This window comes from Streptomyces sp. NEAU-YJ-81, assembly GCF_017592595.1.
Lineage (GTDB): Bacteria > Actinomycetota > Actinomycetes > Streptomycetales > Streptomycetaceae > Streptomyces > Streptomyces hygroscopicus_B.
In genome coordinates, this window is record NZ_JAGFNO010000027.1 from 16,723 (window position 1) to 41,605 (window position 24,883).

Consider the following 24,883-nt stretch of genomic DNA (forward strand, 5'->3'; position numbering starts at 1 on the left):
CGGTGACCGGGGTGGTCACCGGCCGCGGCTTCGATCGCTGAGCGCACCGCCCGCCGCGCCCACCGCCAGGCCGAGGACGACCATCACCACATAGCTGTAGACCTCGTAGCCATCGGGGACGACGAAGCGGACGAAACCCATGAATTGGAGCCAGCCCCACCATTCGTGCAGCAGACCGCTTCCGCCACCGACGACGAGGGTGAAGGAGAGCAGATGCGACACGGCGGCGAGCGGGGAGGTGTCCTTGGTGGATGTCATGGCCCGAACCTAGGCGGGCCGCCCCGGGCGGCGGATCGGGCACAAGGCGACCGGGCGATGACCAAAGAACACCGCCCGCCACCGGCGAGTCGTACTTAAGTATCCGCTCGCGCCGCCCATCCCCGCTCGCCCGCCGGGTCCGCGTAAATTGCCGGGACATGCGCCGCATCCACCGCACCCGCCGGGACTGGGCAGCCGATCTGGGGCTCATGCTCTTCGCCGCCTGCTTCGCCGCCGCCAGCTCGGATTCCATACCGATCGAGGACGGCCTCGATCCGCTGTGGCGGACCATCGACCAGGTGATCGGCGGGCTGGGGTGTGCGACGGTCCTGCTGCGGCGGCGGTGGCCGGTGGCGCTGGCGGTGGCGCTGCTGCTGGCGGGCAGCGAGGTGTCGCACTACCTGACCGGTCCGGCCATGGTGGCGGTGTTCACGGTGGCCGCGACCCGGCCGTGGCGGGCCACGGCATGGGTGGCGGCGGTGGCCTTCGTACCGCTTCCCGCCTTCCTGTGGCAGCTGCCTGAGGTGTCCGGGGACCGGAAGAGCTCGGCGCTGACGTACTTCGCGCTGATCGCCGGGGCCATCGGCTGGGGATTGTTCCGGCGGTCCCGGCAGCAGCTGATCGCCTCACTGCGGGAGCGCGCCGAACTGGCCGAGGCGGACGCGGAGTTGCGGGCCGAGCGGGCCCGCCGGGAGGCGCGGGAGGAGATCGCGCGGGAGATGCATGATGTGCTGGGGCATCGGCTGACACTGCTGAGTGTGCACGCGGGGGCGCTGGAGTTCCATACGAAAGCGCCCCGGGAGGAGATCGGAAGGGCCGCCGGGGTGATCCGGGAGAGTGCCCATCTGGCGCTGCGCGATCTGCGCGAGGTGATCGGGGTGCTGCGCGCGGGACCGGCGGAGGACGAGCGGCCCCAGCCCGAACTGGCCGACCTGGCCCGGCTGGTGGCGGAGGCACGGGCGGCGGGCGGCCGGATCGAGCTGACCGGGCCGCCCGACGGACCGGCCCCACCGCCCGTGGTGGGGCGGACGGCGTACCGCATCGTCCAGGAGGCGCTGACCAACGCGCGCAAACACGCGCCCGGCGCGGCGGTCACCATACGGGTGGCCGGGGGCCCGGCCGGCCGGCTGACGGTGGAGGTCCGCAACGCGCCGCCGCCCGGAGCCGCCGTGGACACCGGCGGTGGCGAAGGCGGCGGGCAGGGGCTGATCGGGCTGGCCGAACGGGCCCGGCTGGCCGGTGGCGAGCTGAGCGCGGGACCGGCCCACGACGGTTTCCGGGTCCGGGCCTGGCTACCCTGGCCTGCGGCGGACCCGGTGTCCGCCACGGGCCAGAGGTGAGGGCCGCAGGCCAGGGGTGAGGGAGGACGGCGCGGGTGATCCATGTCCTGCTGGTGGACGACGACGCGATCGTACGGGCCGGACTGCGCCTGATGCTGGGCGGCGCCCCGGACATCGCGGTCGTCGCGGAGGCCGCCGACGGGGCGGAGGTGCCGGCCCTGGTCGCCGCGCACCGGCCCGATGTGGTGCTGATGGACATCCGGATGCCGGGCGTGGACGGGCTGACCGCCACCACCGAGCTCCGGGCCCGGCCCGGCGCCCCGGAGGTGCTGGTGCTGACCACCTTCCACACCGACGCGCATGTGCTGCGGGCGCTGCGCGGTGGGGCGGCCGGGTTTCTCCTCAAGGACACCCCGCCTCGGGACATCGTCGCGGCCATCCGGACGGTGGCCGCCGGGGATCCGGTGCTCTCCCCCGCCGTCACCCGCCGCCTCATCGAGCAGGTGGCGGGCGGCGGGCAGGAGGACCGGGCCACCGCCGCCCGGGCCCGGCTGGCGCTGCTGGGCGAGCGGGAGCGGGAGGTGGCCCGGGCGGTCGGGGGTGGCCGCTCCAACGCGGAGATCGCCCGCGAGCTGCATCTGGCGCTGCCGACGGTGAAGGCCCATGTGTCGCGCATCCTGACCCGGCTGGACCTCAACAACCGCGTCCAGATCGCCCTGCTGGTCCACGACGCCGGCGAGTCGGACGGCGGCTGACCGACGCTCCTCACGCGCCGGGGTCTGAGCGGTGGTGCGCGCGGTTCCGACGGCACCCTGACTTAAATCAGTCGCTTGACTTAACGTAGCCCATGAGGTTGCCTGATCATGTCGATGACCACCCCGGAACCGAGGGAGAGCGTCGTGGATCGAGGAAACGGCGAGCCGCTGCTCGTGCTGGTGAGGTGGTGACCGTGGCGGGCAGGACGGTACGGCACGAACGGGCCGATGCCACGCGTGAGGCGATCCTGGCCGCCGCCGAGCGGCTGTTCGCCGAGCGCGGGGTGTACGCGGTCTCCAACCGCCAGGTGAGCGAGGCCGCCGGACAGGGCAACAACGCGGCGGTCGGTTACCACTTCGGCACCAAGGCCGACCTGGTACGGGCGATCGCCCGGCAACACGCCGAGCAGGTAGAGCGGTTGCGCAAGCGGCTGCTGAGCGAGATCGGCGACTCCACCGACGTACGGGACTGGGTGGCCTGTCTGGTGCGCCCGGTCCTCGAGCATCTGGCGGAGCTGTCCAGTCCGACCTGGTACGCGCGGTTCTGCGCCCAGGTGATGACCGACCCCGCGCTCCACGAGATCATGACCGAGGAGTCCCTGGCCTCTCCGGCACTGCGGCACACCCTCGAAGGGTTCAACCGGTGCCTTCCCGAGCTGCCGCTCGAGGTGCACCTCGAGCGCGGCGCCATGGCGCGCAACCTGATCCTGCACATGTGCGCCGAACGGGAGCGCGCGCTCGCCGAGAACACCGCCACGCCCCGGTCCAGCTGGCACGACGCCGCCACCGGTCTGATCGACGGCATCGTCGGGCTGTGGCTGGCGCCCGTCACCCGCTGAGCGCGGCTCCGCACACCAGCGGTCCGTGAGGGCCGTCGGGGGACAACGGGGGTTCCACCACACGCCTCAAACGAATTGAGGAAGCGATGACCAGCACAGTGAACCCGGTGGACGAGCGCGCCGCGCAGGCCCCGGAGTTTCCGATGGCCCGGGCGGCGGGCTGCCCGTTCGACCCGCCCCCGGGGCTGCGGGACATGCAGCAGGAGGGCCCGCTGGCGAAGGTCCGGCTGTGGGACGGCAGCACTCCGTGGCTGGTGACCCGGTACGCCGATCAGCGGGCGCTGCTGGGCGACGCCAGGGTCAGCGCCGACATCAACCGGCCCGGCTATCCCCGGCAGGCCCCGATGCCGCCCGGAGGCACAGGGGTCAGCTTCATCCTGAAGGACGACCCCGAGCACGCCCGGCTGCGGCGGATGGTGACGGCGCCGTTCGCCATCAAGCGGGTGGAAGCGATGCGGCCCGGCGTACAGAAGATCGTGGACGATCTGATCGACGACCTGCTGGCCGGTCCGAACCCGGTGGACCTGGTCGAGGCGTTCGCCCTCCCGGTGCCCTCGCTGGTGATCTGCCAGTTGCTCGGAGTGCCCTACGCCGACCACGACTTCTTCCAGGAAAACAGCAAGGTCATCATCAATCGGAACGTCACGCCCGAGCAGCGGTCGACCGCCCATGGGAACCTGATCGGCTATCTGGACGACCTGATGGGCGAGAAGATCGCCCATCCCCTCGACGACCTGCTGTCCGGGCTGGCCGGGCGGGTCACGGCGGGCGAACTGGCCCGCGACGAGGCGGCACAGATGGGTGTGCTCCTGCTGATCGCGGGACATGAGACCACCGCGAACATGATCGCGCTCGGCACCCTCGCCCTCTTCGAGCACCCCGATCAGCTCGCCCTGCTGCGCGACTCCGACGACCCCAAGCTGATCTCCTCGGCGGTGGAGGAGCTGCTGCGCTATCTCCACATCACCCACAGCGGGCGGCGGCGGGTGGCGGTGGCGGACATCGAGATCGGCGGGGAGGTCATCCGCGCGGGCGAGGGGCTGATCCTGGCCAATGACATCGCCAACCGGGACCCCGGGGTGTTCGCCGAGCCCGACCGGCTGGACCTGCGGCGCGACGCCCGCCGCCATGTGGCCTTCGGCTTCGGGGTGCACCAGTGCCTGGGCCAGCCGCTGGCCCGGATGGAGCTCCAGGTCGTCTACAACACCCTCTACCGCCGCATCCCCACCCTGCGGCCGGCCACCGAGCTGGAGCGGATCCCGTTCAAACACGACGGATCCGTCTACGGCGTCTACGAACTGCCCGTGACCTGGTGACAAAGGAGAAGCTCATGAAGGTGACCGTCGACCAGGACAAGTGCGTCGCTTCCGGCCAGTGTGTGGTCGCCGCGATGGAGGTCTTCGACCAGCGCGACGAGGACGGCATCGTGGTGCTGCTCAACGCCGAGCCCCCGGCCGGACAGGCCGAGGACGTCCGGCACGCCGCGGCCGTCTGTCCGGCCCTGGCCATCGAAATCCAGGACTAGGACCGGTTCCAGGGCCGGTTCCAGAGCCGGGTACAACATTCGGAAAACATCAGGAAGGGAAGACATCCGTGAGCAGCACCGGTCTTCAGGATCGCGGCGTCATCGTCACCGGAGCGGGATCGGGGATCGGCCGGGCCACGGCCCTGAGGTTCGCCGCCGAGGGGGCGAAGGTGCTGGTCGCGGACCTCGACCGGGACGGCGCCGAGCAGGTCGTCACGGCGATAGGGGCGGCGGGCGGAGTCGCCCGCGCGGTCGTCGGCGACCTGGGCGAACAGCGGGTGGTGGACGAGGTCGTCGCCACGGCCGTGCAGGAGTTCGGCGGCCTGGACGTCCTGGTCAACAACGCCGGCATCATGGACCGCTTCTCGGCGGTCGCGGACACCGACGACACCGAATGGAACCGTGTGCTGCGGGTCAATCTGACGGCCCCGTTCATGCTCACCCGGGCCGCGCTGCCGCACATGCTGGCGGCGGGCCGGGGCGCGATCGTCTTCACCGCCTCGGAGGCGTCGCTGCGCGGCAGTACCGCCGGTGCCGCCTATACCGCCGCCAAGCACGGTGTGGTGGGCCTGGTGAAGTCCCTCGCGGTGATGTACCGGGACCAGGGGATCCGGGCCAACGCGATCGCCCCCGGCGGCACCGCCACCGCCATCCGGGTCGACGCCCGGCCGGGAGAGCATGGCCCGGCGGTCATCGGGGCCCATGCCGCGACCGCCGGCAGGATCGCCACGGCCGAGGAGCAGGCCGCCGCCATCCTCTTCCTCGCCTCCGAGGCCGCGAGCAACGTCAACGGTGTCATCCTGCCCGTCGACAACGGCTGGTCGGCCGTCTGACGCGGTGCCGAACCGATCACGCGGTCATTCGCCGCGCCAGATGTTGTCAAAGGCCGCTTCCTCGATGGCCCGCCGCTGCCGTTCGGCTTCCAGCTCCATCACGGCGTCGTTGACGGCGGCGAGCACGGTCACGGCCGCGTCGCCGGCCGCGCCCGCGGCGTCTCCGGCGGGCTGCTCACGGACCCCGATGGCCGCCGCGAGGGACGCGAGGACGGGCTCGTCCGAGGCCCAGCGGTCCATCGCGTGCCGACGGGCGGCGGAGTCCACCGGCACCGCCTCACCGGCGCGGAGCGGCAGCCAGCCGTGCCGTCGCCGGGTGATCTGTCCCGCGGACTCCAGGGCGTCCAGATAGGCCGGGGACAGACCGCGGCCTCTGCGCCACAGCCAATCGCCGACCGGCTCGTACGGCGGCCGGCCGACGAACGAGGACGCGGCGTCGTCCAGCAGGCGATCCCCGGTCGGCGGGCACAGGCCCGGCACGATGCGGTCGTCCTCGATCCCGAGCGCTTCGGCGTCGAGGAGGTCGATCAGCTCGGCTCCCGCGAGCGCGAGCGACAGATCGCCCCGCTCCAGGGGGCGCGTGGTCGCCACGTCCAGGGTGACGATCAACAGGTCCCGCGGTGTGGTCATGAAACGCTCCGCTCGCCGTCCCTCAGCAACGATACGTCGCGAGCGCGGGGCTGTCCGCCGACGTGTCCTCCGGTGTCCGCCCTGTCACCGGCCGCTCAGGAGCCGGTCGCACCCCACGTGTGGGCCAGCGCGGCGGCCTCGCCACGCGAGGTGACCCCCAGCTTCTCCAGGATGTTCGCCACGTGGAACTTCACCGTCGACTCGCTGATGTGCAGCTCCTGGGCGATCTGCCGGTTGCGCCGCCCGCGGGCCAGCTGCTCCAGCACCTCCAGTTCGCGCGCCCCCAGGACGTACAGCGGATCCTTGCGGGCCGGCTGCGGCGGGCCCAGCGGCACGGTGGCCGTCACCATGGTGCCCCACTCGGGGACCGCGTCCACGTCCAGCCGCCCGCCCAGCACGGAGAGCCGTTCCCCGACCCGGCGGGCGTCCAGGGCGGTCCGCCTCAGGACGCCGGGGCCGTCGTCGCGTACGGTGGCGCGCAGCTCGCCGTCGCCGACCTTCCAGCCGACGTGGACGCGGCGCACCGGGCGCGGCGCGCCGTCCTGGCCCGGTCCCTGCTCGTCGAGCATGGCGTGCACCACGGCGTGCACCACCGCGCGGGCCGTATTGGCCACATCGGCGGGGAGCAGCCGGTCGGCGCCCTCCTCCGTGCCGGGCGGGCCCAGGTCGAGCCGTACGGCCAGGCCGCGCAGCACCGGGCGGAGTGTCTCGGCGAGCCGGGCGAAGGCGTCACCGGCCGACTCCTCCACCAGCGCCTGATCCCGGTCGGTCCGGTCACGCAGCTCGGCCAGGGCGGTGACGGCGAGGTCCACCGCGCGGGCCCGGGCGGTCGAGTCGTCCAGATCGCGTCGGCGCAACACGCCGAGCAGGGCGGACAGGGCGGCGCCGTGGGCGTCCACGAGCTCGGCGATGGCCGTGGCCCGGGCCGCGGCCGCGGCCCGCGACTGGGCCAGCGTCCCGGGGACCGCCTCCACCGACATCCGGTCGCGGTGCGCGGTCACCAGGTCCCACAGGGTACGGGCGGCCGCCACGGACTCGGCCGGCACGGGAGTCTCCTCGGTCAGGACGAGGACGAGCAGCGCGCCCCGCGCGGTGGCGTCGCTGTGCAGGGCCAGAACGGGCACCTCGGCCCCCGCCATCCGCGCCCGGCCCTGCCGGCTTCCCTCGGCGCGCGCCGCCGGGGAGAGGGCGGCCATCTCCACGGTGGTGATGGCGGATCCGGGGTCGCCGGGCGGGTGTCCATGGGTCTTGAACGGTGAATGCGGGCAGTTGCCGGAGAGCTCGGCCAGCGCCCGGTGCGGAATCGTCTCGGAGAGGGCATCCGACAGGCGCGGCAGGATCTCGCCCAGGGGCGCCCGGATCACATCGACTGCGGCCGTGAGGTCCATGTCCGTCAGCGTAATGGGCCCTCTTCGCGGTCCCGGCCGAGGATGGCGTTGTCGGTACAAACGCCCTCTTGACGGGGCTGACGGGAGTGAGAGAGATGAAGGCGATCGTCTACGCGGAGTACGGCGGCCCCGAGGTGCTGGGGCTGAAGGAGACGGAAGAGCCCCATCCGGGTCCCGGGCAGGTGCGGCTGAAGGTCATGGCCGCCGGGGTGAACCCCATCGACTACAAGATCCGCCGTGGCTGGATGCCGCAGATGGGCCCCGCCGCGTTCCCCGCGATCCCCGGTACGGAGGCGGCCGGGATTGTCGACGAGGTCGGCGAGGGGGTCACCGGTTGGTCGGTGGGCGACGAGGTGCTGGGCTGGACGGCCACCGGCGCCTACGCCCCGTACGCCCTGGCCACCGATGTCGCGCCCAAGCCGGCCGGGCTCGACTGGGAGACGGCCGCCGCGCTGCCGGTGGCCACCGAGACCTCGGCACGCGTGCTCGACCTGCTGCGGCTCGCGGAGGGCGAGACCCTGCTGCTGCACGGGGCCGCCGGTGCGGTCGGCGGGGTCGGCGTCCAGCTCGCGGTGGCCCGGGGCGCCACCGTCATCGGCACCGCCTCCCCCGCCAACCACGACTATCTGCGCTCGCTCGGCGCGATCCCCGTGGCGTACGGCGAGGGCCTGGCCGAGCGGGTGCGCGCGGTGGCCCCGGGTGGTGTCGACGCCGTCTACGACGCGGCCGGCCAGGGCGCCCTGCCCGTCTCGATCGAGCTGCGGGGCGGCACGACCGACCGCATCGTCACCATCGCCGACCCCGCGGCCGCCGATCTCGGTGTCACGTTCTCCGGAGGCGGCGGCGACCGCCCCCTGGAGGCCATCGCCGACTACGCCCGGCTCGCCGCGGAGGGCGGGCTGCGGCTGCCCGTCGTGCGGAGCTTCCCGCTCGCGGACGCCGCCGAGGCCCATGAGCAGAGCGAGACCGGCCACAGCCGAGGCAAGCTCGTTCTGCGGCCCTGATGGGCACTGCCCGGGTCTAAGCGGCCTCGGGGAAGTGAGGCACGCCCCCGAGGCCGCTTAGGGTGCCGCGTTCATCAGGTCGAGTGCGCTGTGCTGTCGCGCCGCGTCGGTCTTGTCCAGCGGTCCTGACCAGCGCAGTCCGTACTGGTCCAGGGCGTTGCGGTCGGCGGCGTAGGCGCGGTCCGCCTGCCGTTTCAGATAAGCCGTGAAGGGGTGGTCGGGCAGGGCCGCGTCCAGCTTGGCCAGCCCCCGCACATGGGCGCCCTTGAACGACGGGCCGTCGGCACCGCAGTCGCCGGTCTCGCAGGGGTCCCTGAGGATGCCGTCGGCCGTGTTGAGCTGGGACGACGTGGTGGCGGCGGTGCCGATGCGGCGGGCCGTATCCAGCACGGAACCATCACCGGTGGCCTTGTGCAGCTCGGTGAGGCCGCCGAGCAGAACGCCCTGGTTGTAGGACCAGACCGGTTGGCCGTTGTTCTTGCAGGTGCCCAGGTCGATGCCGTCGTTGACCAGGTTCGAGGCGTTCACCATGCCGGTGCCCTGGAACCAGGACCACTCCGCCTTGGCCCGCTGGAGATAAGCGGTGTCGCCGGGGATCCGGTTGTGCAGGGCGGCGTTCAGTTGGAGGTAGAGGGAGTTGGCGATGGCGTTCTTGTAGGTCTTCGCGGTGCTCCACCACACGCCGCCGCCACAGGTGGAGTCCCAGTAGGAGGCCATGTAGTCGGCGTCGGCGCGGGCGGTGGCGAGATAGCGGGAGTCCCCGGTGAGGTCGTAGGCCGCCACCCAGGCCAGGCCCCACCAGCCGGTGTCGTCGATGTAGTCGTTGCGGAACTGCCCGCCCTGCGCGCCGAGGTTGAGGTCATAGGTGCGGGCGATGGCGTATTCATAGCTGTGCACGCCCGTGACGCGGATGTTGTCGATGACGGCCGTGAGGGCGTTGGCCGAGTTCCACCAGCCGGTGGTGGAGAACAGCCCGGTCCCGTTGGAGTAGAACGCCATCTGCGCGGTGGCGGCGGCCGTGCGGCGGTCCCACGCGTTCCAGGTCGTACGGGCCCAGGGCGTACAGGCGATGTCGGGGCGGTCACCGGCCTTGCCGCAGGCCCGCAGCGCGCCGACGCCATGGGCGCCCCAGTCGTCCACGTTGTACATGAGGGTGCGCCAGCCCCGCTGTCCGGACGGGATGGCGGTGCTGCCGAGGCGGCTGCCCGAGGACCAGCTCCGGCCGCCGTCGAACGAGCGGTCCAGCCATACCTCGTCACCGGGGCCGCCGTTGTCGATGGATGCCCAGCCCATCGCGTCGGCGTCGTCGAAGTGCAGGGCGATGGAGCGGGAGAAGAGGGTGGCGGTGACCGGGTTGCGGCTCTGCGGGGCGAGCGCCGGGTCACGGGCGTCGCAGTACTTGTTGCAGATGGTGGCGGACGGCGCCGCCTCGGCCGTGGCCGGGAGGAATTGCGTGGCCAGCAGGGCGAGTGCTCCGGTGGCGAGGGCGGCCAGGCGGGTGCGCGGCGGTCTGGTGCGTCTCATGCCGTGCCTCCTGCCGGTCTAGTTGAAGGGGCCCAGGGTGATGGACGCCTGCTGCGGATTGCCGTCGTGGACGAGCGACTCGTGCTGGCCGACGTCGTCGAAGGCGAAGGCGTACGCCTTTCCGTCGGCCATCTGGGCGTGGATCGCACGGGCGTAGTGGTTGGTCACGGCGTCGGTGTAGAACCCGGCGTCACTGGTGTCGGGCTGGTTGGAGTTGGTGAGCAGGGTCGTGCGGTTGTAGCCGGCGCACAGGGTCCGCGAAATCGGGCCGCGCACCTCGTCGTTGGGTGCGTCCAGGCGCTTGTAGCAGCCGAAGACGGAGTCGGAGTCCGGCTTCTGGAAGCTGGTGACCACGGCTCCGGCGCCGTTGGTGAAGTTCATGACGTCGCCGGAGACCCGCCCGAAGTACTTGGTGTTCGGCCGGTCGGCGAAGGGCGTGACCGTCAGGGTGGAGCTGGTGTACTTCTGCCACACCCGGTTGATGTAGTTGTCCATCGTGTTCGTGGGCAGGCCGCCCGCCTCGATGCCGTGCCCTGGCGCGAGGGCCCGCAGGAGGGTGCCGTCCGGGCGGGTCTGGATGAGGCCCGCCCAGCCGCCGGGCTGGGCTCGCAGTGCGTTGAAGACGCCGTTGTAGCCGCCGGGCTTGAGGTGACCGGCACTCTTCACGCCGCCGTCGGCGCCCTGCACGCCCACCGCGTACGGCGCGGAGAACATGTCGACCTGGGTGCTGTTGATGTACAGGCCGGAGTCGTCGAGGGTGAACTCGCTCCAGTTGAACAGGATGTTCCTGTTGGGATCGGAGGGGTTCTGCACGGCGGGCTGCACCAGGCCGCCGGTGGTGAGCCTGAAGTCCAGCTTCTGGCCGTAGGAGAAGTAGACCCGGCCGGAGAGCTTCGGGATGCGGATCGTCAGGGCCTGGCCGTTTGCCGGACCGGCGATCGACGCGTCGGGGGCCGGGGTCGGCGGGTTGCCGCCGGCGGGCCAGGGGTGGAAGGTCCCGGAGGCGTCGGCCCAGCCCTGCTGCCCGGTCGAGAGCAGGGTGCCGATCGTGTAGACGTAGATCTGGTCGCCGCGCCCGGAGTTGTTGGTGAACTTCAGCGGGATCGTGCTCGGCACGGCCGTCCGGGCGGACGCCTCGGGGGCCAGCGCGGTCATGGGCGAGCAGCAGGGCTGATGCCCAGCAGGGCAGGGTCCGGAATCGGGTGGAGACGCGTCTGGACATACATCACCTCTCGCGCGGCGACACGGCCGCGTCAGCGGGGGGAATGGGGGGCTCACGGAGCTGAGGGGTGCGGGGTCATCATGGCAGTGAACATGACACTGGTCTAGACATACTCATGTACATCCCGACATCACGACCGGCATCAGCGCACGGCCGGGTGGGGAGCCACGGGGCCGTAAGGGCGTGCCCGGTCGAGTTCATCCCGTTTGACGCGGAGCTCGTCGGTGTCCGGATGGCCGATCTCGAGGGCGATCTCCAGGGCGTGACACCGGGCGGCACGGGCCGCGTCAAGGTCGCCCGCGGCCAGATGGGTGTCGCCGAGATGGTTCAGGATCTCGGTCTCGTTGTACCGGTCGCCGAAGCCGCGCACCAGACGCAGGGCCCGGGCGTAGCACTTCACGGCAGCCGGGTACTCGGCCAGATGATGATGGGCGTAGCCGAGGCTGTCCCACGCCCCCGCCTCGGCATGCCGATCGTCGATCTCCTGGTTCACGGACACAGCCTGGGCGCAGTAGTCCAGGGTCTGCCGGTAGTCACCCAGTACGGCGTGCACCCAACCGACGTTGTTCAGCGCCAGGGCTTCCCCGGCCCGGTGGCCCGCCTGCCGATAGAGCGTCAACGCCCTTTCGTTGTGGCCGAGCGCGTCCCGGTGGCGGCCCAGCCGGCCGCAGACCCAGCCGTCCCGGTGGCAGCCCAGCCGGCCGCAGACCCAGCCCAGGCCGCGATGGACATGTGCCTGACGGATGGGATCGCCCAGCCGCTCGTAGAGGTCCAGGGCGTGTCGGAAATGGTGGTGTCCCTCGTCGAGGCGGCCCATCTGGGTGTGGCAGTTGCCGAGGCCGCGGTGGGCGCCGGCCTGCCACGCCGGATCGCCGAGCCGCTGGGCCGCGCCGAGGGCGATGCGCTGGACGGCGGCCCAGTCGTGCCAGTGTCCGCGGTAGTCGAAATAGGTCTCCAGGTTCCTGGCCAGCCGCCAGCCGCCAGGCGCCCGCGTCGAGGCCGGCGCCGGTCGCCATGTCGACCACGCCCAGCAGTACGGCGTGCTCGGCGGTGAACCACCCCAGCGCCGCGGCCTGGCCCGCCATCTCCTGCGGGCCGGCACCCGGCACGGCGGGTGGCAGGGGGACGCGGTCCCGGTGGGGGTCCAGCAGCCCGGCCGCGCGATCGGCGGTGTGCAGATAATGCTCGACGACGCGGTGCCGCACGGCCCTCCTGTCGACCTCGGGGTCCACGGTGTGGGCCAGTTCGCCCGCGTAGGCGCGGAGCAGGTCGTGCAGCGCGTATCGACCGGGCGTGACCTCGCCGACCAGGTGCACCCGACTCAGCTCGGCCAGCAGAGCGCTCACCCGGGGAACTGGAAGACCTGCCACGCCCGCCGCGGCCGGCAGGGAGACGTCCCGCCTGCTCGCCGGGCTGTTGCGGCCGACCGAGGGCACGGTGCTGCTCGACGGGCGCGACATCGAGGAGTACGACGCGGACAGCCTGCGTCGCCGCTTCGGCGTCGTCACACAGGAGCCCCATGTCTTCGGCGGCACCATCGGGTCGAATCTGCGGCTCGGCCGGGGCGACATGCCGGACGAGGCCCTCTTCGAGGCGCTCGGCCAGGCCGGGCTGCTCGCCGATGTGCGCCGGATGCCCATGGGACTGGATACACATGTGGCGGAGGGCGGGAGTGCGCTGTCCGGGGGCCAGCGCCAGCGTCTGGCGATCGCCCGTGCGCTCCTGGCCGACCCCGCGCTGCTGGTGCTGGACGAGGCCACGAGCCACCTGGACGCCGTGACCGAGGCGGAGGTGGCCGGCGAGCTGTCCGCGCTGGGCTGTACCAGGATCGTCGTCGCGCACCGAATCAGCACGATCATGGATGCGGACGAGATCGTCGTACTGCACGACGGCCGCTTCACGGAGGGTGGTGTCCACGACGACCTCATGCTGGCCCAGGGCCGGTACGCCGCGCTGGTGAACCGCCAGCTCCCGGTCTCGCTCCGGCCGTCGTGATCGCCGGTCGGCCCGTTCCCGATCGGCCAGGAGACGCGGGGCCCCGCAGTCATCCGCGCACACGCGGGTACCCGGTGGCCGACGGACAGCCCAAGCCCAGGGGGCTGCTGGACGGCAGGCCATCCGAGGGGCGGGGCCGGAGCCCGGCCGCATCGCGCCTACGTGGGCATTCGGGCGTAAAATCGGCATCGTCCGCACTAGGAGCGGAGGCATCACATGACCGAGCCGGCCCCCTCCCACGCCGAACACAAACGGGAAGCCGACCACCCGGACGTGCCGTGGACGACCCCCTCACAGGCCGAGGGCGAGCGCGACGACGAACGGGACACCGGCCACCCCGACGTACAGAGGACGACTCCCTCACAGGCCGAAGGGGAACGGTGGGATTGAGCACCGTCCCTCTCGGCACCCAGGCCCGCCTGCCGGTGATCTTCCACCGGTCGGCGGGCCCAGCCGTGCGGGCGGGCGGAGCGGTCCTGGGCGGCGACTATCCTGACCGGGGAGGCGAGATGGCACGCGCGACACAGACCGCCGGGACGAGCGGCACCGACCGACCGGCACCACGCCACCACGGCAACCGGCACGGACGCAGCGAACAGGCCCGGCTGGCGGTACTGAACGCGGCCGACGACCTGCTGGCCGAGAAGGGCTTCGCGGGCGTCACCATCGAGGGGATCGCCACCCGGGCCGGGGTCGCCAAGCAGACGATCTACCGCTGGTGGAGCACCAAGACCGACATCCTCATGGACGCCCTTCTCCAGGACGTGGCCGAGGACCTGCCCGTGCGCGACCGCGGTGACCTCGCCCTGGACCTGCGCGGCTATCTGCGCGACCTGGCCGGGTTCCTCAGCGCCTCCGACTCCGGCGCCGTCTTCAAGGCCCTGGTCGCCCAGGCGCAGCACGATCCGGCGTTCGCCCGGGACTTCCGGTCCCGGTACCTCGACGACCAGCGCCGCCGCGACCGCCTCCCGCTGGAACGGGCCATGGAGCGCGGGGAGTTGCCGCCCAGCCTGGACCTGACGGCCGAGACCGACCAGCTCCTGGGCCCCGTCTACTACCGCGTGCTGGTGACCGACGAACCCGTCGACCAGGAGTTCACCGACCGACTCGTGGACGCCTTCCTCCACCGCCACGGACCGACGCCACCGGCGAACGACTGACCACCCCGCGAAACCCCCGTCCGGACGGAGTCACCGCACGGGCGAGGCCATGACCGCCGGTGCCGGGAGACCGTCCAGGAACAGGGCCCCCGCGAGCAGTGCGGCGCTTCCGCGCGGCGCGATGCCCAGCTCACGCAGGTCCGCGTCCAGCGCGGCCAGGGCGGCGGCACCCTCGGGCGTTGCGGCGCCGCCCGCCTCGAGCACGGCATGCGCCCCCTCCTTGACCCGTCGGAGGCCCGGCGGACCCGCCCGGTACAGCGGACCAGTGTCCTGGAGGGTGCTCATCACGGTGAGCAGCGCGTCCAGGCGCGCCTGGTTCTCGGTGGCCCCCGCGGCACGCGCCCGGGACAGGGCGTCCAGGGCGCGGCGCACATGGGGAAAGGCGGCCCGTGCCTCGCCGCGCACCCCGGGCGCTCCGTAGGTGGCGGAGACATGCGAGCCCGGTGAGGGCCGGCGCGGTGCGCCACGGTCGGGGTGGTCCGCGATCCGCTTGGCGGTGGCGGTCACCTCACCGGGCCCGGCGCCGGGCCGCAGCGCGGCGGCGGCCACCAGCAGGCCCATCACCCACAGCGCGCCATGGTGAAGGCGGCCGGTGGCCGCGCCGCCACCGGCCCGCGCCATCGTCCACTCGGCACAGCGGCCGATGGCACCCAGCTCCTCGCGCAGCGCCCGGGACGGCTCCCCGGGACGGCGGGCGGCGGCGGCCATGGCCGCGAACCCGGGCGCCAGCGCCTTGGCCGACCAGCGCAGTGCGAGCAGATCCGCACCGGTGGCGCGGGCCTGCAGATCGCGGGTGTCGGCGAGGCCCGGTTTGGGCGTCAGCTCCGCCTGGGCGATCAGGGCGAGCACGGCGGCCCGTGCCAGTGCCTCATCCGTGGAGCGGGTCATGGGCATGCCCGGAGGCTAGACGGCGAACCTTTCAGAGAGATGAGACGTTCCTGTGGCCCCGCTGTGCGGCGTGGTCAGCCCGTGGTGGACACGGGCCGTGCGGGGCCGCTCCGCGGGCTGCGCCGCGCGGTACGTAGGCCGGTGAGGCCGATCATGACGGTGGCGAACAGTGCGGTGGCGGCGAACACGGTGAAGCCCCAGTCCTGCGCCTCGTTGGCAACGAGCCGGCCGCCGAGCCAGGGCCCGAAGACGGCGCCGAAGCGGCCCATACCGGAGGTCCAGCCGACGGCGGTGGCGCGGTTCTCGGCGGTGGAGCGTCCCACAACGGTCGCGTAGACCATGGTCTGGGCGCTGAAGAGCCACAGACCGGTCAGGAAGACCACGAGGTAGGTGAGCGCCAGCGGCATATGGATGCCCAGCAGATAGATGCCGATGGCGGTGCAGCCGAACCAGACGGCCGCGACACGGGCGGCGCCGAAGCGGTCGGCGATGCGTCCGGCCACCAGCATGCCCACGATGCCACCGAGGTTGATGACGATGAGGAAGGCCAGGGCGGAGCCGAGTTCATAGCCCTGGCCTCGCATCATGGTCGGCAGCCAGGTGCTGACGCCGTAGACGAGGAGCAGCCCGCCGAAGGAGGCCCACCAGAACAGCACGGTCCTCCGCCACTGGCCGTCGCGGAACAGCGCGGTCAGGGCGTGGCGGCGGTCGGGCGGGGTCGCGGGGGCCGGTTCGGTGGCGGGCAGCTCGACCCGGTAGCGGTCGGCGAGCCGGCGGGCCTCGTCGGTGCGGCCGCGGGCGATGAGGAAGCCGAGGGATTCGGGGAGGAACATCGCCACCAGCGGCACGGCGATGACCAGCGGGGCCAGCCCGACCCAGAAGGCGGAGCGCCAGCCGAACGGCTCCACCAGCCACAGGCCCAGCAACGCCGCCAGGATGCCACCCGCCTGATGGGCGGTCATCAACAGCCCGATCATGAGGTTGTCGCGGCCGCGGGGGGCGTATTCGGCGACCAGGGTGATGGTGGTGGGCAGCAGGCCGCCGAGTCCCAGCCCGGCGACGAACCGGGCGACGCCGAAGACACCGAGGGTGGGGGCCATGGCACACCCGGCGGACGCCAGGGAGAACACCGTGGTACAGCCGATGATCACCTTCTTGCGTCCGATCCAGTCGGTGACGGTGCCCGCCGACAGGGCACCCAGCAGCATGCCGAAGGTGGCGTAGCTGCCGAGGTCACCGGCCCGGCCGGGGCTCAGCCCGAGATCGGGGTCGTCGAGCATGCCGGGCAGCACGGCACCGTAGACGAACAGGTCGAGGCCGTCGAAGAGGACGACCGTCCAGCACAGCGCGACCACGAGGACCGCGAGTGCCGTGCCGCGCGAACGGGCGGCGGGGGTGGGTAAGGAGGACATGGCATTCCTCTCGTCGTGGAGGCGTGTCCTGCGGGCGGGGTTCTTTGTCGCGTCCTGTGGGTGGGTACTGACGTGACCGGTCAGTCGATCGGCGGGGTGCCGTGGGTGTGGAAGGACTCGATGGTCTTCAGACCCCACGCCTGGCCCTTGGCGCGCTCGGCCTGGGTCCAGGTGATCAGTGGCCAGTCGGGGGCCAGGACCAGGCGGGTGAGCGGGTTGCACAGTTCGATGCGGTTGCCGCCCGGCTCGTAGACGTAGAGGAAGAACGTCTGCTGGATGGCGTGCTTGTGGGGGCCGGTCTCGATGTGAACGCCGTTGTCCAGGCACAGATCGGCGGCGCGCAGGATGTCCTCGCGGGTGTCGGTGGCGAACGCGATGTGGTGCAGCCGGCCCCGCGAGCCCGACCAGTCCTCGGTGTAGACGATGTCGTAGGACTTGTTGGTGAACGTCAGCCACTGGGCGGCGAGCCGTCCGCTGTCGAGGACGATCTGCTCGGTGGGGCGGGCGCCGAGCACATCGCGGGTGAACGCGGCGTTGGGCGCGACGTCGGAGGCGAGGAAGTTGACGTGGTCCAGGCGGCGTACCCCCACGCCATGGGCGGGTTTGGCCTGAGGCTGGTTCTTCAGCCCCGGCTTGAGCTCGGGCGGCGCCTCGTACCACTCGGTCTCCCAGTACAGGGCGAGTTCATGGCCATCGGGGTCGCTGGTGACATAGAGCGGGCCGATACCGGGTTCGTCCTCGACCCAGCGGCCGGGGAGGCCGGCGGCCTCGGCCTCCTTCACCCGGCGGTGGAGGGCTTCCGCACCGGCCGCGCGCAGGGCGGTGCGGCGGATGCCCGAGGTCGGGTGGGCGGTGAGGGTCAGGCTGTGGTGTTCGTAGTCGTCCCAGGTCCGCAGGTGGACCGAGTCGCCGGAGCGGCCGTTCTCGGTCAGGCCGAGGATGGTGGTGAAGAACCACAGACTGCGGTCGGGGTCGGGGGTGAGCAGTTCGACATGCCCGAGGTGGGCGATGTCCCCGAGCGGTGGGGTCATCGGCAACTCCTTGAGAATGGCGGGACGTTGGGGAATGGGGGCGTGACGGGGGAAGGGATGGTGGCGCCGAAGAAGAGGGTGGTGCGAACGCGACCGGGCGCCGGCGTGAGAGCGACCGGGCGCCGGATCAGGCGGGGCGGGGAAAGACCATGCCGTCGAAGATCTTCCGCGCGGTGCGCACAACCGCCGTACCCCGTGCCACGGGAGTGGCTCCGTTGTCCACGGCCGTGTCGATGTCCAGGAATCCGGTGGGGTGTTCGATGCGCAGCCGCTCCCCCGTCGCCGGGAGCCGGGCCACGTCCTCGCCGACGTTTCCCTCGACGCACAGCCCGGCGGCGACACTGGCCGCTCCCAGGACGCCGATCGCCGTGTGGCAGCGGACCGGGATGAAGGTGCGGGTCATCACGGTGCCACCGTGCGCGGGCGGGGCCAGCAGGCTGAGCTTGGGCACGGTCGTGGCACTGACATCGCCCAGGCCCATCAGCCGGCCCGCCTCCCGCCGGATCTCCTGGAGCCGGGCGGCGAGCACCGCGTCCGCCTCCAGCTCCCCGGGGTCCTCATAGCCGGTGACGTTCAGGGCGGACGCGGCGATCAGTACGGTCGGCATGCCGTTGTCCACGCAGGTCACCGGCGTGCCATCGACGAGGTCACGGGCATGGCCGGTGGGCAGCAGCGGGCCGCTGCCCTGCTGGAAGCCGATCACCAGCGGGGCGGCGGATCCCGGTACGCCCGAGATCTCGGCCGAGCCGGTGCAGTCGACGCGCCCGTCCGGGGTGGGAACGGTCACGGTGGCGTGGTCACCGCTGTTGACCATCCTGATCCGCACCGGTGTCCGCCCGGCCCGGGCGGCGACCAGGCCACGTTCCACGGCGAAGGGGCCGACCCCGGCCAGGAGGTTGCCGCAGTTCTGCCGGTCGGAGACCTCGGCCCGGTCCACACCGATCTGCAGGAAGAGATAGTCGACATCGGTGTCCGGGTCCCGGGAGACGGAGACGACGGCCACTTTGCTGGTGAGGGGATGGGCTCCGCCGAGGCCGTCGATCTGCCGTGGATCGGGGCTGCCCATGATCCGCAGCAGCAGATCGTCACGGGTGCCGGGGTCGGACGGCAGGTCCGCCGCGAGGAAATAGGCGCCCTTGGAGGTGCCGCCGCGCATCAGCATGCAGCGCACCTCCTCCGGCCCGCTCATGAAACGGCCCCGCCGCGGGCGTGCGCGGCATGCTCGGCGTACGGCTGGTACCGCACTCCGAGCCGGTCGAGGGTCTCCCGCAACCCGTAGCGGTCCAGGCCCAGTTGACCCTCGGCGAAGGCGGCCCGGGTGGCCTCCTCCTTCGCGGTGCGGGCCTTCGCCGCCTCGACGGCCGTGGCGGCGGACTCGCGCGGTACGCACATCACCCCGTCGTCGTCGGCGAGGATCACATCGCCGGGGCGTATGCACTGCCCGCCCACCACCACGGGCACATTGACGGATCCGGCCGTGGCCTTGACGGTGCCCTGCGCACACACGGCCGCCGACCACACGGGGAAGCCCATCGCGCGCAGTTCGGCGGTGTCGCGCACCCCGGCGTCGATGACCAGACCGCGGACGCCACGGTGGTGGAGCGCGGTGGCGAAAAGCTCGCCGAACATGCCGTCCGTGGACGGCGAGGTGGTGGCGACGACGAGGATGTCGCCCTCGGCGCACTGCTCGACCGCGGCGTGGATCATCAGGTTGTCGCCGGGCCAGCACAGCGCCGTGACCGCGGTGCCCGCGATGCGCACGTCCTGCTGGACGGGGCGCAGCCCGGGGCCGAGGCATCCGGTGCGGCCCATGGCCTCGTGCACCGTGGCCACGCCGTACCCCCGCAGGGCGTCCACGTGCTCGGCCCCGGCGCGTGGCGGATCGGTGACGATCACACCGGCCGGCCGTGCGGCAGCGGGCGCGTCACCCGCGTTACCGTGCGTCATTGCTGATATCTCCTTGCTGGACAGGTCGGTGACCCACCCCGCGGCGCGAGCCCCGCGTCAGGTGCTCACGGCGTCGACGCCGGCGCTTCACTCAAGGCGTCGATCACACTGGCGAGGTGGGCACGGACGGCCGCTTCGGCCGCCTGTGGGTCCCTGGCCCTGATCGCTTCGATCACGGCCAGGTGTTCACCCAGGGACCGCTGGGCACGCCCCGGCCGCAGCGCGAGCTGGAACCGATGGCGCACCAGCTGTGCGTTGAGCCGCTCCAGCAGCTCCACCGCCACCTGCTGACCGGAGAACTCCCGGATGCGGGCGTGCAGTTGGTGGTTGAGGTCGGAGTAGGTCAGCGGTTCGCCGTCGGCGACCGCCTTGGACATCGCCGTGCCCAGGTCGGCCAGTTCGATCAGCTGCTCCTCGCCGGCCTGAACAGCCGCCTTGGCGGCGCACAGCCCTTCCAGGACCATGCGGCATTCGGTGATGGCCACGGCCTCCTCCACGCTCACCACCCGCACCCGTGAGCCACGGTTGCGGATCCGCTCGACCAGTCCCTCGGACGCCAGATCGATCAGCGCCGCGCGGATGCTCGCCCGTGTCACATCGAATTGCTCGGCGAGTTCGTTCTCCACCAGCCGCTGGGCCGGTGCCATCTCCCCGCGCAAAATCGCCTGCCGCAGCTGCTCCATCGCATGCTGCTTGGCCTGCTCTCCGGTGCCTGGACGAGCTTCCTTCGGCATCGCGTGCCCTCCCTGAGTGAGTGCCTGTCGAAGGTAAATCTAGGCCAACAAGATTGTCAACGATTCTGTTGCCTATATTGGCGACATAAACCCGCCCGCGTTCCCCCGATTCCGGTCTCGTGACAGGGGAAGCCGGGGTTGCTTGAATGGTGCGGCGGTTCCCCATCGGACCCCGTCGACCGTTGGAGCGTGCCCGTGCCTCTCTCGCGTCGTGCCCTCGTCTCCACGCTCCCGGCTGCCACGCTGTCGGCCATGGCCCTGCCGCTGCGCGCGCGGGCGGCGGGACGTCCGGCCGCGTCCGGTGAGACGGCGGACGGTGAAGCGTCCGGGGCCGCTCACACCCGGCTGATCGACAACACCGCGGCCGTCTTCGCCGGAACGCGCGAGGTGGGCACCCGCCCCGAGGTGCGGGCCAAACTCGCGGCCATCGCCGCCACCGCCCGCTCCCGGCTCACCGCGATGGACCGCGCCGGGCAGGGCGAGCTCTTCCAGGGCCTCGCACTGGGCACGAGCGATCCCAACCTGATCACCTCGTTCCAGTACCTCTATGAGATCACCCTCGCCACCCGCACACCGGAAGGCGGCACACCGTCCGGGCTGCACGGTGACACCGGTGTCCAGCGGCGCGTCATCGACGGTCTGAAATGGCTCCACGAGCACTACTACGGCGACCAGTCGAAGGGCTACTACGGCAACTGGTTCACCTGGGAGATCGGCATCTCCACCCACGTCAGCAAGATCCTTGCGCTGCTCGTGGACCAACTCGCCGCATACCAACCCGAACTGGCCGCCACCTACGTCGCCTCGATGGACGCGTATCTGCGCAACGGCAAGGCTGGTGACATCGACCTCGACTCACGTTTCCACACCGGTGCCAACCTCGCCGACATCACCACCAACCGCATCCTCCAGGGCTCCGTGCTCGGCGACGACGCCCGGATCACCAAGGCCATCGCCGACCAGCTGACCGTCCTGGCCACGATCGACCCGTACGCGCTGCGGCACGGTGTCACCGACGGCTTCTACGCCGACGGCTCCTTCATCCAGCACGCGTCCGTGGCCTACACGGGCTCCTACGGCAAGGGGTTGCTCACCCGCGTCGTGCAGACCATCAAGATGCTCGACGGCACCGGCTACACCACCGACGACCGGCTGGTCCGCGTCGCCCAGGGGTGGGTGGTGGACGGCTTCGCCCCGCTGATCTTCGAGGGCTGGCTGATGGAGATCGTCAAGGGGCGCGGGGTGTCCCGCCCGGCGACGGGATACGCCGACGCGGCCGAGGTGGTGGAGGCCGTGGTGGGCCTGTCCGCCCACGCCACCGGCGCCGACGCCACGGCGCTGAAGGGCTATGTCTCGTATCTGCGGCAGACCTCGAAGGCCACGCTCGACCCTTCGGCGTTCGTGTCCCCGGTGAGCATCGCCCGCTACGCCGACATCCTCGCCGACTCCTCGATCCCGGCGCGGGACCTCGGGCCCGCCGAGCGCCATGTCGCGTTCAACGCGATGGACAAAACCGTCCACCGGCGCCCCGGTTACGCCTTCGCCCTGTCCCGCAGCTCGTCCAGGATCAGCCGATACGAGTACATGAGCGGCGAGAACCTGATGCCCTGGTTCCAGGGGGACGGCGCCCACTATCTGTATCTCTCCGGCCAGGACCAGACCACGGCGTTCGGCATCGACTACCTCACCACCGTCCCGCCCCACCGCCTCGCCGGTGTCACCGCCCCTGTGGAGACCCGCCGCACCGTCCCCGAGCTCTACGGCACGCTCTGGTACGACAACCCCGAGCGTGGCTTCACCTCCTCGTCGGAGGCGCAGAACACCTATGTCTACTTCCCGCGCGGCACCCACCCGTTCTCCGGTGGCGCCGCCCTGGGCGCGTACGGTGTGGCGGGGCTCGTCCAGTCCGACGACGTGGCGTACACCGCGAAACAGGCGGGCGACCTCCCCGACGACTTCGTGGTGTACCGCAACGCCGATGCCACCAAGTCGTGGTTCCTGTTCGACGACGAGATCGTGGTGCTGGCCGCGGGGGTCGGCGACGCCGCCGGGCGCGCGGTGACGACGACCCTCGACACCCGGATCGCCGCCCCTTCGGACACCCTCGCGCTCACCGGGCGGCTCCGCGGCGGTGCGCCCTGGTCCGGCACCGGCACGGCCCCGCTCGCCTGGCTGCGGTACACCAATGCCACCCGGGCCGCCTCGGTCGGGTACGTCTTCCTCGACGGGCCACCGCCCACGGTCACGCTCGGCACCGTCACCCGCAGCCGCCGCGCCGTCCGCCTCGCCAACCCCGACCTCCCGGTGACCAAACAGCTCTTCGCCGTCACGGTGGAGCGGCCGGCCGGGGCGCCGCACACCTCGATGGCGTACGCCCTCGTCCCGGGCGCCACCGAACGCCAACTGGGCGCTTACGCCCGCCGGCCGCTCGCCGTCCTGGCCAACACCACCCGGCTGCAGGCCGTGGCCCACCGGGGTCTGCGGATCACCGCACTCAACGCCTTCACCCCCGGCACCCATCGCGCCGGGCGGCTGTCGGTGCGCGGGCCCGGCTCTGTGCTCCTGCGGGAGGCCCGGGACGGCGCCTTGGCGATCGCGGTGTCCGATCCGACCACCGAACGCGACACGGTCTCGGTCGTCATCCGGGGCCGCAGGATGAGGGCCGTGGCGGCGGACGACGGGGTCCGGGTGGGCCGGGTGCCCGGCGGCACCCGGATCGTCGTCACTACCCGCCACGCCTACGGCCGGAGCTTCACGGCGACGCTGCGCTGACCTGCGAGATGCGCAGGTGCCGGGCGCCCGCGCGGACCGCCCACACGAACACGGCGAGAGCGAGGACGCCCACCGCCACGGTGTCGTACGGCGCCGGGAGGCGGGCGGAACCGCCGAAGGTGCCGAGCCACGACAGCACGGTCAGCGCGGCCAGATGGACGACCAGCCAGGCGCCGCGCCGCAGCTCCTCCCCCAGGGACGCGCCGCCGTCCTCACGACGCTGAAACAGGAACAACACCGCGCCGACCAGCACGAAGGGCAGCGCGAGCCGCAGATCGTGCCAGCCCGACCAGTAGACGAACTCGCTGGCCACCACGAAGCTCACCGGCGCGATCCAGTGCACCCCCGGCATCCGCCCCTCGGCCCGCGTCACTCCCCGCTCGCGGTCGTGCGCCCGAAACGCCGCGACGGCGACCGCCGAGGCCGCGTAGATCAGCAGATACATGTCGCCCATCACGCTCACGATGTCCTGCCAGCCGCCGAACGGCAGCATGAAGACCACGATGACCGCCAGGTTGAGCAGCAGCGCCCGGCGCGCCACCCCGGACCGGGGGTGGATGCGCATGAAGAAGCGGGGCAGCAGCCCGTTCTTGGCCAGGGCGTACGTATGGCGAGCGTCGATGGCCACGCCCACATAGGCCGATCCGCCCGGTGAGATCACCGCGTCGGCGTAGAGCAGCGTGGCCAGCCAGTGGAGATTGAGCACCAGGGCGAGCTGCCCGAAGGGCGACTCGAAGTTGACTCCCTTCCAGCCGTGGCCCAGCAGCGACTCGGGCACCGTGAACAGGAAGGCCAACTGGAGCCCGAGGTAGACCAGCACGGCGAGGCCGATGCCGGTGAGCACCGCGGCCGGTACGGTACGGCGCGGGTTGCGCGCCTCCCCGGAGAAGTCGAGCGGGGCCTGGAAGCCGTTGACGGAGTACACGATGCCGCCACCGGCAAGCGCGGTCAGGCAGGCCGCGTAGCCGTACGGCGCGAAACCGCCGTGATCCGTGAGGCGTCCGGAGTGGGTGCCGGACAGGAACAGCGCGACGATGGTGAGGACGGGGACGACGACCTTGAACACCGAGATGAGGTTGTTCAGCCGGGCGAATATCCGCACGGCGAACCAGTTGCACACCGTCAGCACGACGCTGAGCGCGACGGCCACGGCGAGGCCCGAGACGGTGAGTGTGCCGCCGCTGTAGAGCCCCGGCAGATAGTGCGCGGCGTACTGCATGATCGCGCTGATCTCGGCCGCCGTACCGCCCACCGAGAGCAGCACGGACCAGCCGATCATCGTGCCGACCAGCCGTCCGCTGGCGTACAGCGGCCAGCGCACGGTGCCGCCGCCCTCGGGGCGGGTGGCGCCGAGTTCCACCATGACCAGGGCGATCAGGGCGCACAGCACACCCGCCCCGATCCAGGACAGCAGGGCGGCGGGGCCGGCGGTCTGAGCCGCGTACATGGCCGCGAACAGCCACCCGGACCCCAGGATGTTGGAGAACCCGATCGCGGTCAGGCCCCAGAATCCGAGGTCCTTATGGAGTCGTCGCTCCTCGGCGAGCACCGCCGGGGCGGCGCTGGACTCCGGTGGGTGGTTCTGCGGCACGTGGCTCGTCTCCTCGGTGGTGCACGAACATACAAAGGCCCAGCGTGCCATGCGTGCCGACGGGCGCCCCCGCCCCGCCCCGGCCCTCGGCGCGA

At 71.9% G+C, this 24,883-nt stretch carries 24 protein-coding genes; 11 read left to right on the top strand and 13 right to left on the bottom strand.

All coding sequences use genetic code 11. From position 1 onward, the window contains the following. Positions 1 to 15: 15 nt before the first annotated feature. On the bottom strand, positions 16 to 258 hold the full coding sequence (locus J5X86_RS38185; protein WP_208521252.1) for a hypothetical protein: 243 nt from the start codon (positions 256 to 258) through the stop codon (positions 16 to 18). A gap of 158 nt (positions 259 to 416) precedes the next feature. Between J5X86_RS38185 and J5X86_RS38190 the strand changes: the two genes are divergently transcribed. The 6 genes from J5X86_RS38190 (at position 417) to J5X86_RS38215 (ending at position 5,490) form a co-directional block, all read left to right on the top strand. Further along, a complete protein-coding gene (locus tag J5X86_RS38190; protein ID WP_208521253.1) occupies positions 417 to 1,598 on the top strand; it encodes a sensor histidine kinase in 1,182 nt (393 codons plus the stop codon). 35 nt (positions 1,599 to 1,633) lie between these two features. Further along, positions 1,634 to 2,293 (top strand): response regulator transcription factor, encoded by a 660-nt coding sequence (locus J5X86_RS38195; protein WP_208521254.1) that lies wholly within the window; start codon positions 1,634 to 1,636, stop codon positions 2,291 to 2,293. A gap of 194 nt (positions 2,294 to 2,487) precedes the next feature. After that, complete coding sequence (locus J5X86_RS38200; RefSeq protein ID WP_208521255.1) at positions 2,488 to 3,132, top strand: TetR family transcriptional regulator; 645 nt, start codon at positions 2,488 to 2,490, stop codon at positions 3,130 to 3,132. A gap of 86 nt (positions 3,133 to 3,218) precedes the next feature. Next, positions 3,219 to 4,448 carry a cytochrome P450 gene (locus tag J5X86_RS38205; protein ID WP_208521256.1) on the top strand — a complete coding sequence of 410 codons (1,230 nt, stop codon included), beginning with the start codon at positions 3,219 to 3,221 and terminating at the stop codon, positions 4,446 to 4,448. 14 nt (positions 4,449 to 4,462) lie between these two features. Then, on the top strand, positions 4,463 to 4,657 hold the full coding sequence (locus tag J5X86_RS38210) for a ferredoxin (RefSeq protein WP_078638620.1): 195 nt from the start codon (positions 4,463 to 4,465) through the stop codon (positions 4,655 to 4,657). Positions 4,658 to 4,725: 68 nt separating this feature from the next. After that, entirely contained in the window at positions 4,726 to 5,490 is a 765-nt protein-coding gene (locus tag J5X86_RS38215) for an SDR family NAD(P)-dependent oxidoreductase (protein WP_208521257.1), read from the top strand. 24 nt (positions 5,491 to 5,514) lie between these two features. Here the strand turns inward: J5X86_RS38215 and J5X86_RS38220 are convergent, their stop codons facing one another. After that, positions 5,515 to 6,120, bottom strand: coding sequence for a GPP34 family phosphoprotein (locus tag J5X86_RS38220; protein ID WP_208521258.1), 606 nt, complete (start codon positions 6,118 to 6,120; stop codon positions 5,515 to 5,517). 95 nt (positions 6,121 to 6,215) lie between these two features. After that, positions 6,216 to 7,508 (bottom strand): response regulator transcription factor family protein, encoded by a 1,293-nt coding sequence (locus J5X86_RS52165; protein WP_208521259.1) that lies wholly within the window; start codon positions 7,506 to 7,508, stop codon positions 6,216 to 6,218. A 95-nt stretch (positions 7,509 to 7,603) separates the two neighbouring features. Here J5X86_RS52165 and J5X86_RS38230 point away from each other — a divergent pair, with 95 nt between their 5' ends. Beyond that, positions 7,604 to 8,512: an NADP-dependent oxidoreductase gene (locus J5X86_RS38230; RefSeq protein WP_208521354.1), complete on the top strand. Its 909-nt coding sequence runs from the start codon at positions 7,604 to 7,606 to the stop codon at positions 8,510 to 8,512. Between the two features lie 57 nt (positions 8,513 to 8,569). Here the strand turns inward: J5X86_RS38230 and J5X86_RS38235 are convergent, their stop codons facing one another. The 3 genes from J5X86_RS38235 to J5X86_RS38245 all read right to left on the bottom strand — a co-directional run bounded on the left by J5X86_RS38235 (position 8,570) and on the right by J5X86_RS38245 (position 12,360). Beyond that, positions 8,570 to 10,036, bottom strand: a complete 1,467-nt coding sequence (locus tag J5X86_RS38235; protein WP_208521260.1) for a glycoside hydrolase family 76 protein — start codon at positions 10,034 to 10,036, stop codon at positions 8,570 to 8,572. An 18-nt stretch (positions 10,037 to 10,054) separates the two neighbouring features. Next, positions 10,055 to 11,191, bottom strand: a complete 1,137-nt coding sequence (locus tag J5X86_RS38240) for a glycoside hydrolase family 64 protein (RefSeq protein WP_208521261.1) — start codon at positions 11,189 to 11,191, stop codon at positions 10,055 to 10,057. Positions 11,192 to 11,400: 209 nt separating this feature from the next. Then, positions 11,401 to 12,360 (bottom strand): tetratricopeptide repeat protein, encoded by a 960-nt coding sequence (locus J5X86_RS38245; RefSeq protein WP_208521262.1) that lies wholly within the window; start codon positions 12,358 to 12,360, stop codon positions 11,401 to 11,403. A 191-nt stretch (positions 12,361 to 12,551) separates the two neighbouring features. On the opposite strand from J5X86_RS38245, the gene J5X86_RS38250 reads away from it, so the two are divergent. The 3 genes from J5X86_RS38250 (at position 12,552) to J5X86_RS38260 (ending at position 14,413) form a co-directional block, all read left to right on the top strand. After that, on the top strand, positions 12,552 to 13,253 hold the full coding sequence (locus J5X86_RS38250) for an ATP-binding cassette domain-containing protein (protein ID WP_208521263.1): 702 nt from the start codon (positions 12,552 to 12,554) through the stop codon (positions 13,251 to 13,253). A gap of 216 nt (positions 13,254 to 13,469) precedes the next feature. After that, positions 13,470 to 13,643, top strand: coding sequence for a hypothetical protein (locus J5X86_RS38255; RefSeq protein WP_208521366.1), 174 nt, complete (start codon positions 13,470 to 13,472; stop codon positions 13,641 to 13,643). A 119-nt stretch (positions 13,644 to 13,762) separates the two neighbouring features. Then, on the top strand, positions 13,763 to 14,413 hold the full coding sequence (locus J5X86_RS38260; protein ID WP_208521356.1) for a TetR/AcrR family transcriptional regulator: 651 nt from the start codon (positions 13,763 to 13,765) through the stop codon (positions 14,411 to 14,413). Between the two features lie 30 nt (positions 14,414 to 14,443). Here the strand turns inward: J5X86_RS38260 and J5X86_RS38265 are convergent, their stop codons facing one another. The 6 genes from J5X86_RS38265 to J5X86_RS38290 form a co-directional block, all read right to left on the bottom strand. Further along, positions 14,444 to 15,301: a triphosphoribosyl-dephospho-CoA synthase gene (locus J5X86_RS38265; RefSeq protein ID WP_208521355.1), complete on the bottom strand. Its 858-nt coding sequence runs from the start codon at positions 15,299 to 15,301 to the stop codon at positions 14,444 to 14,446. Between the two features lie 74 nt (positions 15,302 to 15,375). Continuing rightward, positions 15,376 to 16,713 carry an aromatic acid/H+ symport family MFS transporter gene (locus tag J5X86_RS38270; RefSeq protein ID WP_208521264.1) on the bottom strand — a complete coding sequence of 446 codons (1,338 nt, stop codon included), beginning with the start codon at positions 16,711 to 16,713 and terminating at the stop codon, positions 15,376 to 15,378. Between the two features lie 80 nt (positions 16,714 to 16,793). Beyond that, positions 16,794 to 17,744, bottom strand: coding sequence for a catechol 2,3-dioxygenase (locus J5X86_RS38275; protein WP_208521265.1), 951 nt, complete (start codon positions 17,742 to 17,744; stop codon positions 16,794 to 16,796). A gap of 127 nt (positions 17,745 to 17,871) precedes the next feature. Further along, on the bottom strand, positions 17,872 to 18,933 hold the full coding sequence (locus J5X86_RS38280; protein WP_208521266.1) for a 4-oxalomesaconate tautomerase: 1,062 nt from the start codon (positions 18,931 to 18,933) through the stop codon (positions 17,872 to 17,874). Continuing rightward, the gene (locus J5X86_RS38285) at positions 18,930 to 19,691 is read right to left on the bottom strand and encodes a 4-carboxy-4-hydroxy-2-oxoadipate aldolase/oxaloacetate decarboxylase (protein ID WP_208521267.1); all 762 of its coding nucleotides are present in this window, start codon (positions 19,689 to 19,691) and stop codon (positions 18,930 to 18,932) included. The genes J5X86_RS38280 and J5X86_RS38285 overlap by 4 nt, the downstream gene beginning before the upstream one ends. Positions 19,692 to 19,756: 65 nt before the next feature. Beyond that, positions 19,757 to 20,425, bottom strand: a complete 669-nt coding sequence (locus tag J5X86_RS38290) for a GntR family transcriptional regulator (protein ID WP_208521268.1) — start codon at positions 20,423 to 20,425, stop codon at positions 19,757 to 19,759. A 195-nt stretch (positions 20,426 to 20,620) separates the two neighbouring features. Between J5X86_RS38290 and J5X86_RS38295 the strand changes: the two genes are divergently transcribed. Further along, on the top strand, positions 20,621 to 23,197 hold the full coding sequence (locus J5X86_RS38295) for a polysaccharide lyase family 8 super-sandwich domain-containing protein (RefSeq protein WP_208521357.1): 2,577 nt from the start codon (positions 20,621 to 20,623) through the stop codon (positions 23,195 to 23,197). Here J5X86_RS38295 and J5X86_RS38300 read toward each other — a convergent pair. After that, the gene (locus J5X86_RS38300; RefSeq protein ID WP_243982541.1) at positions 23,178 to 24,839 is read right to left on the bottom strand and encodes an APC family permease; all 1,662 of its coding nucleotides are present in this window, start codon (positions 24,837 to 24,839) and stop codon (positions 23,178 to 23,180) included. The two genes, J5X86_RS38295 and J5X86_RS38300, sit on opposite strands and share 20 nt — an antisense overlap. Positions 24,840 to 24,883: the final 44 nt, after the last annotated feature.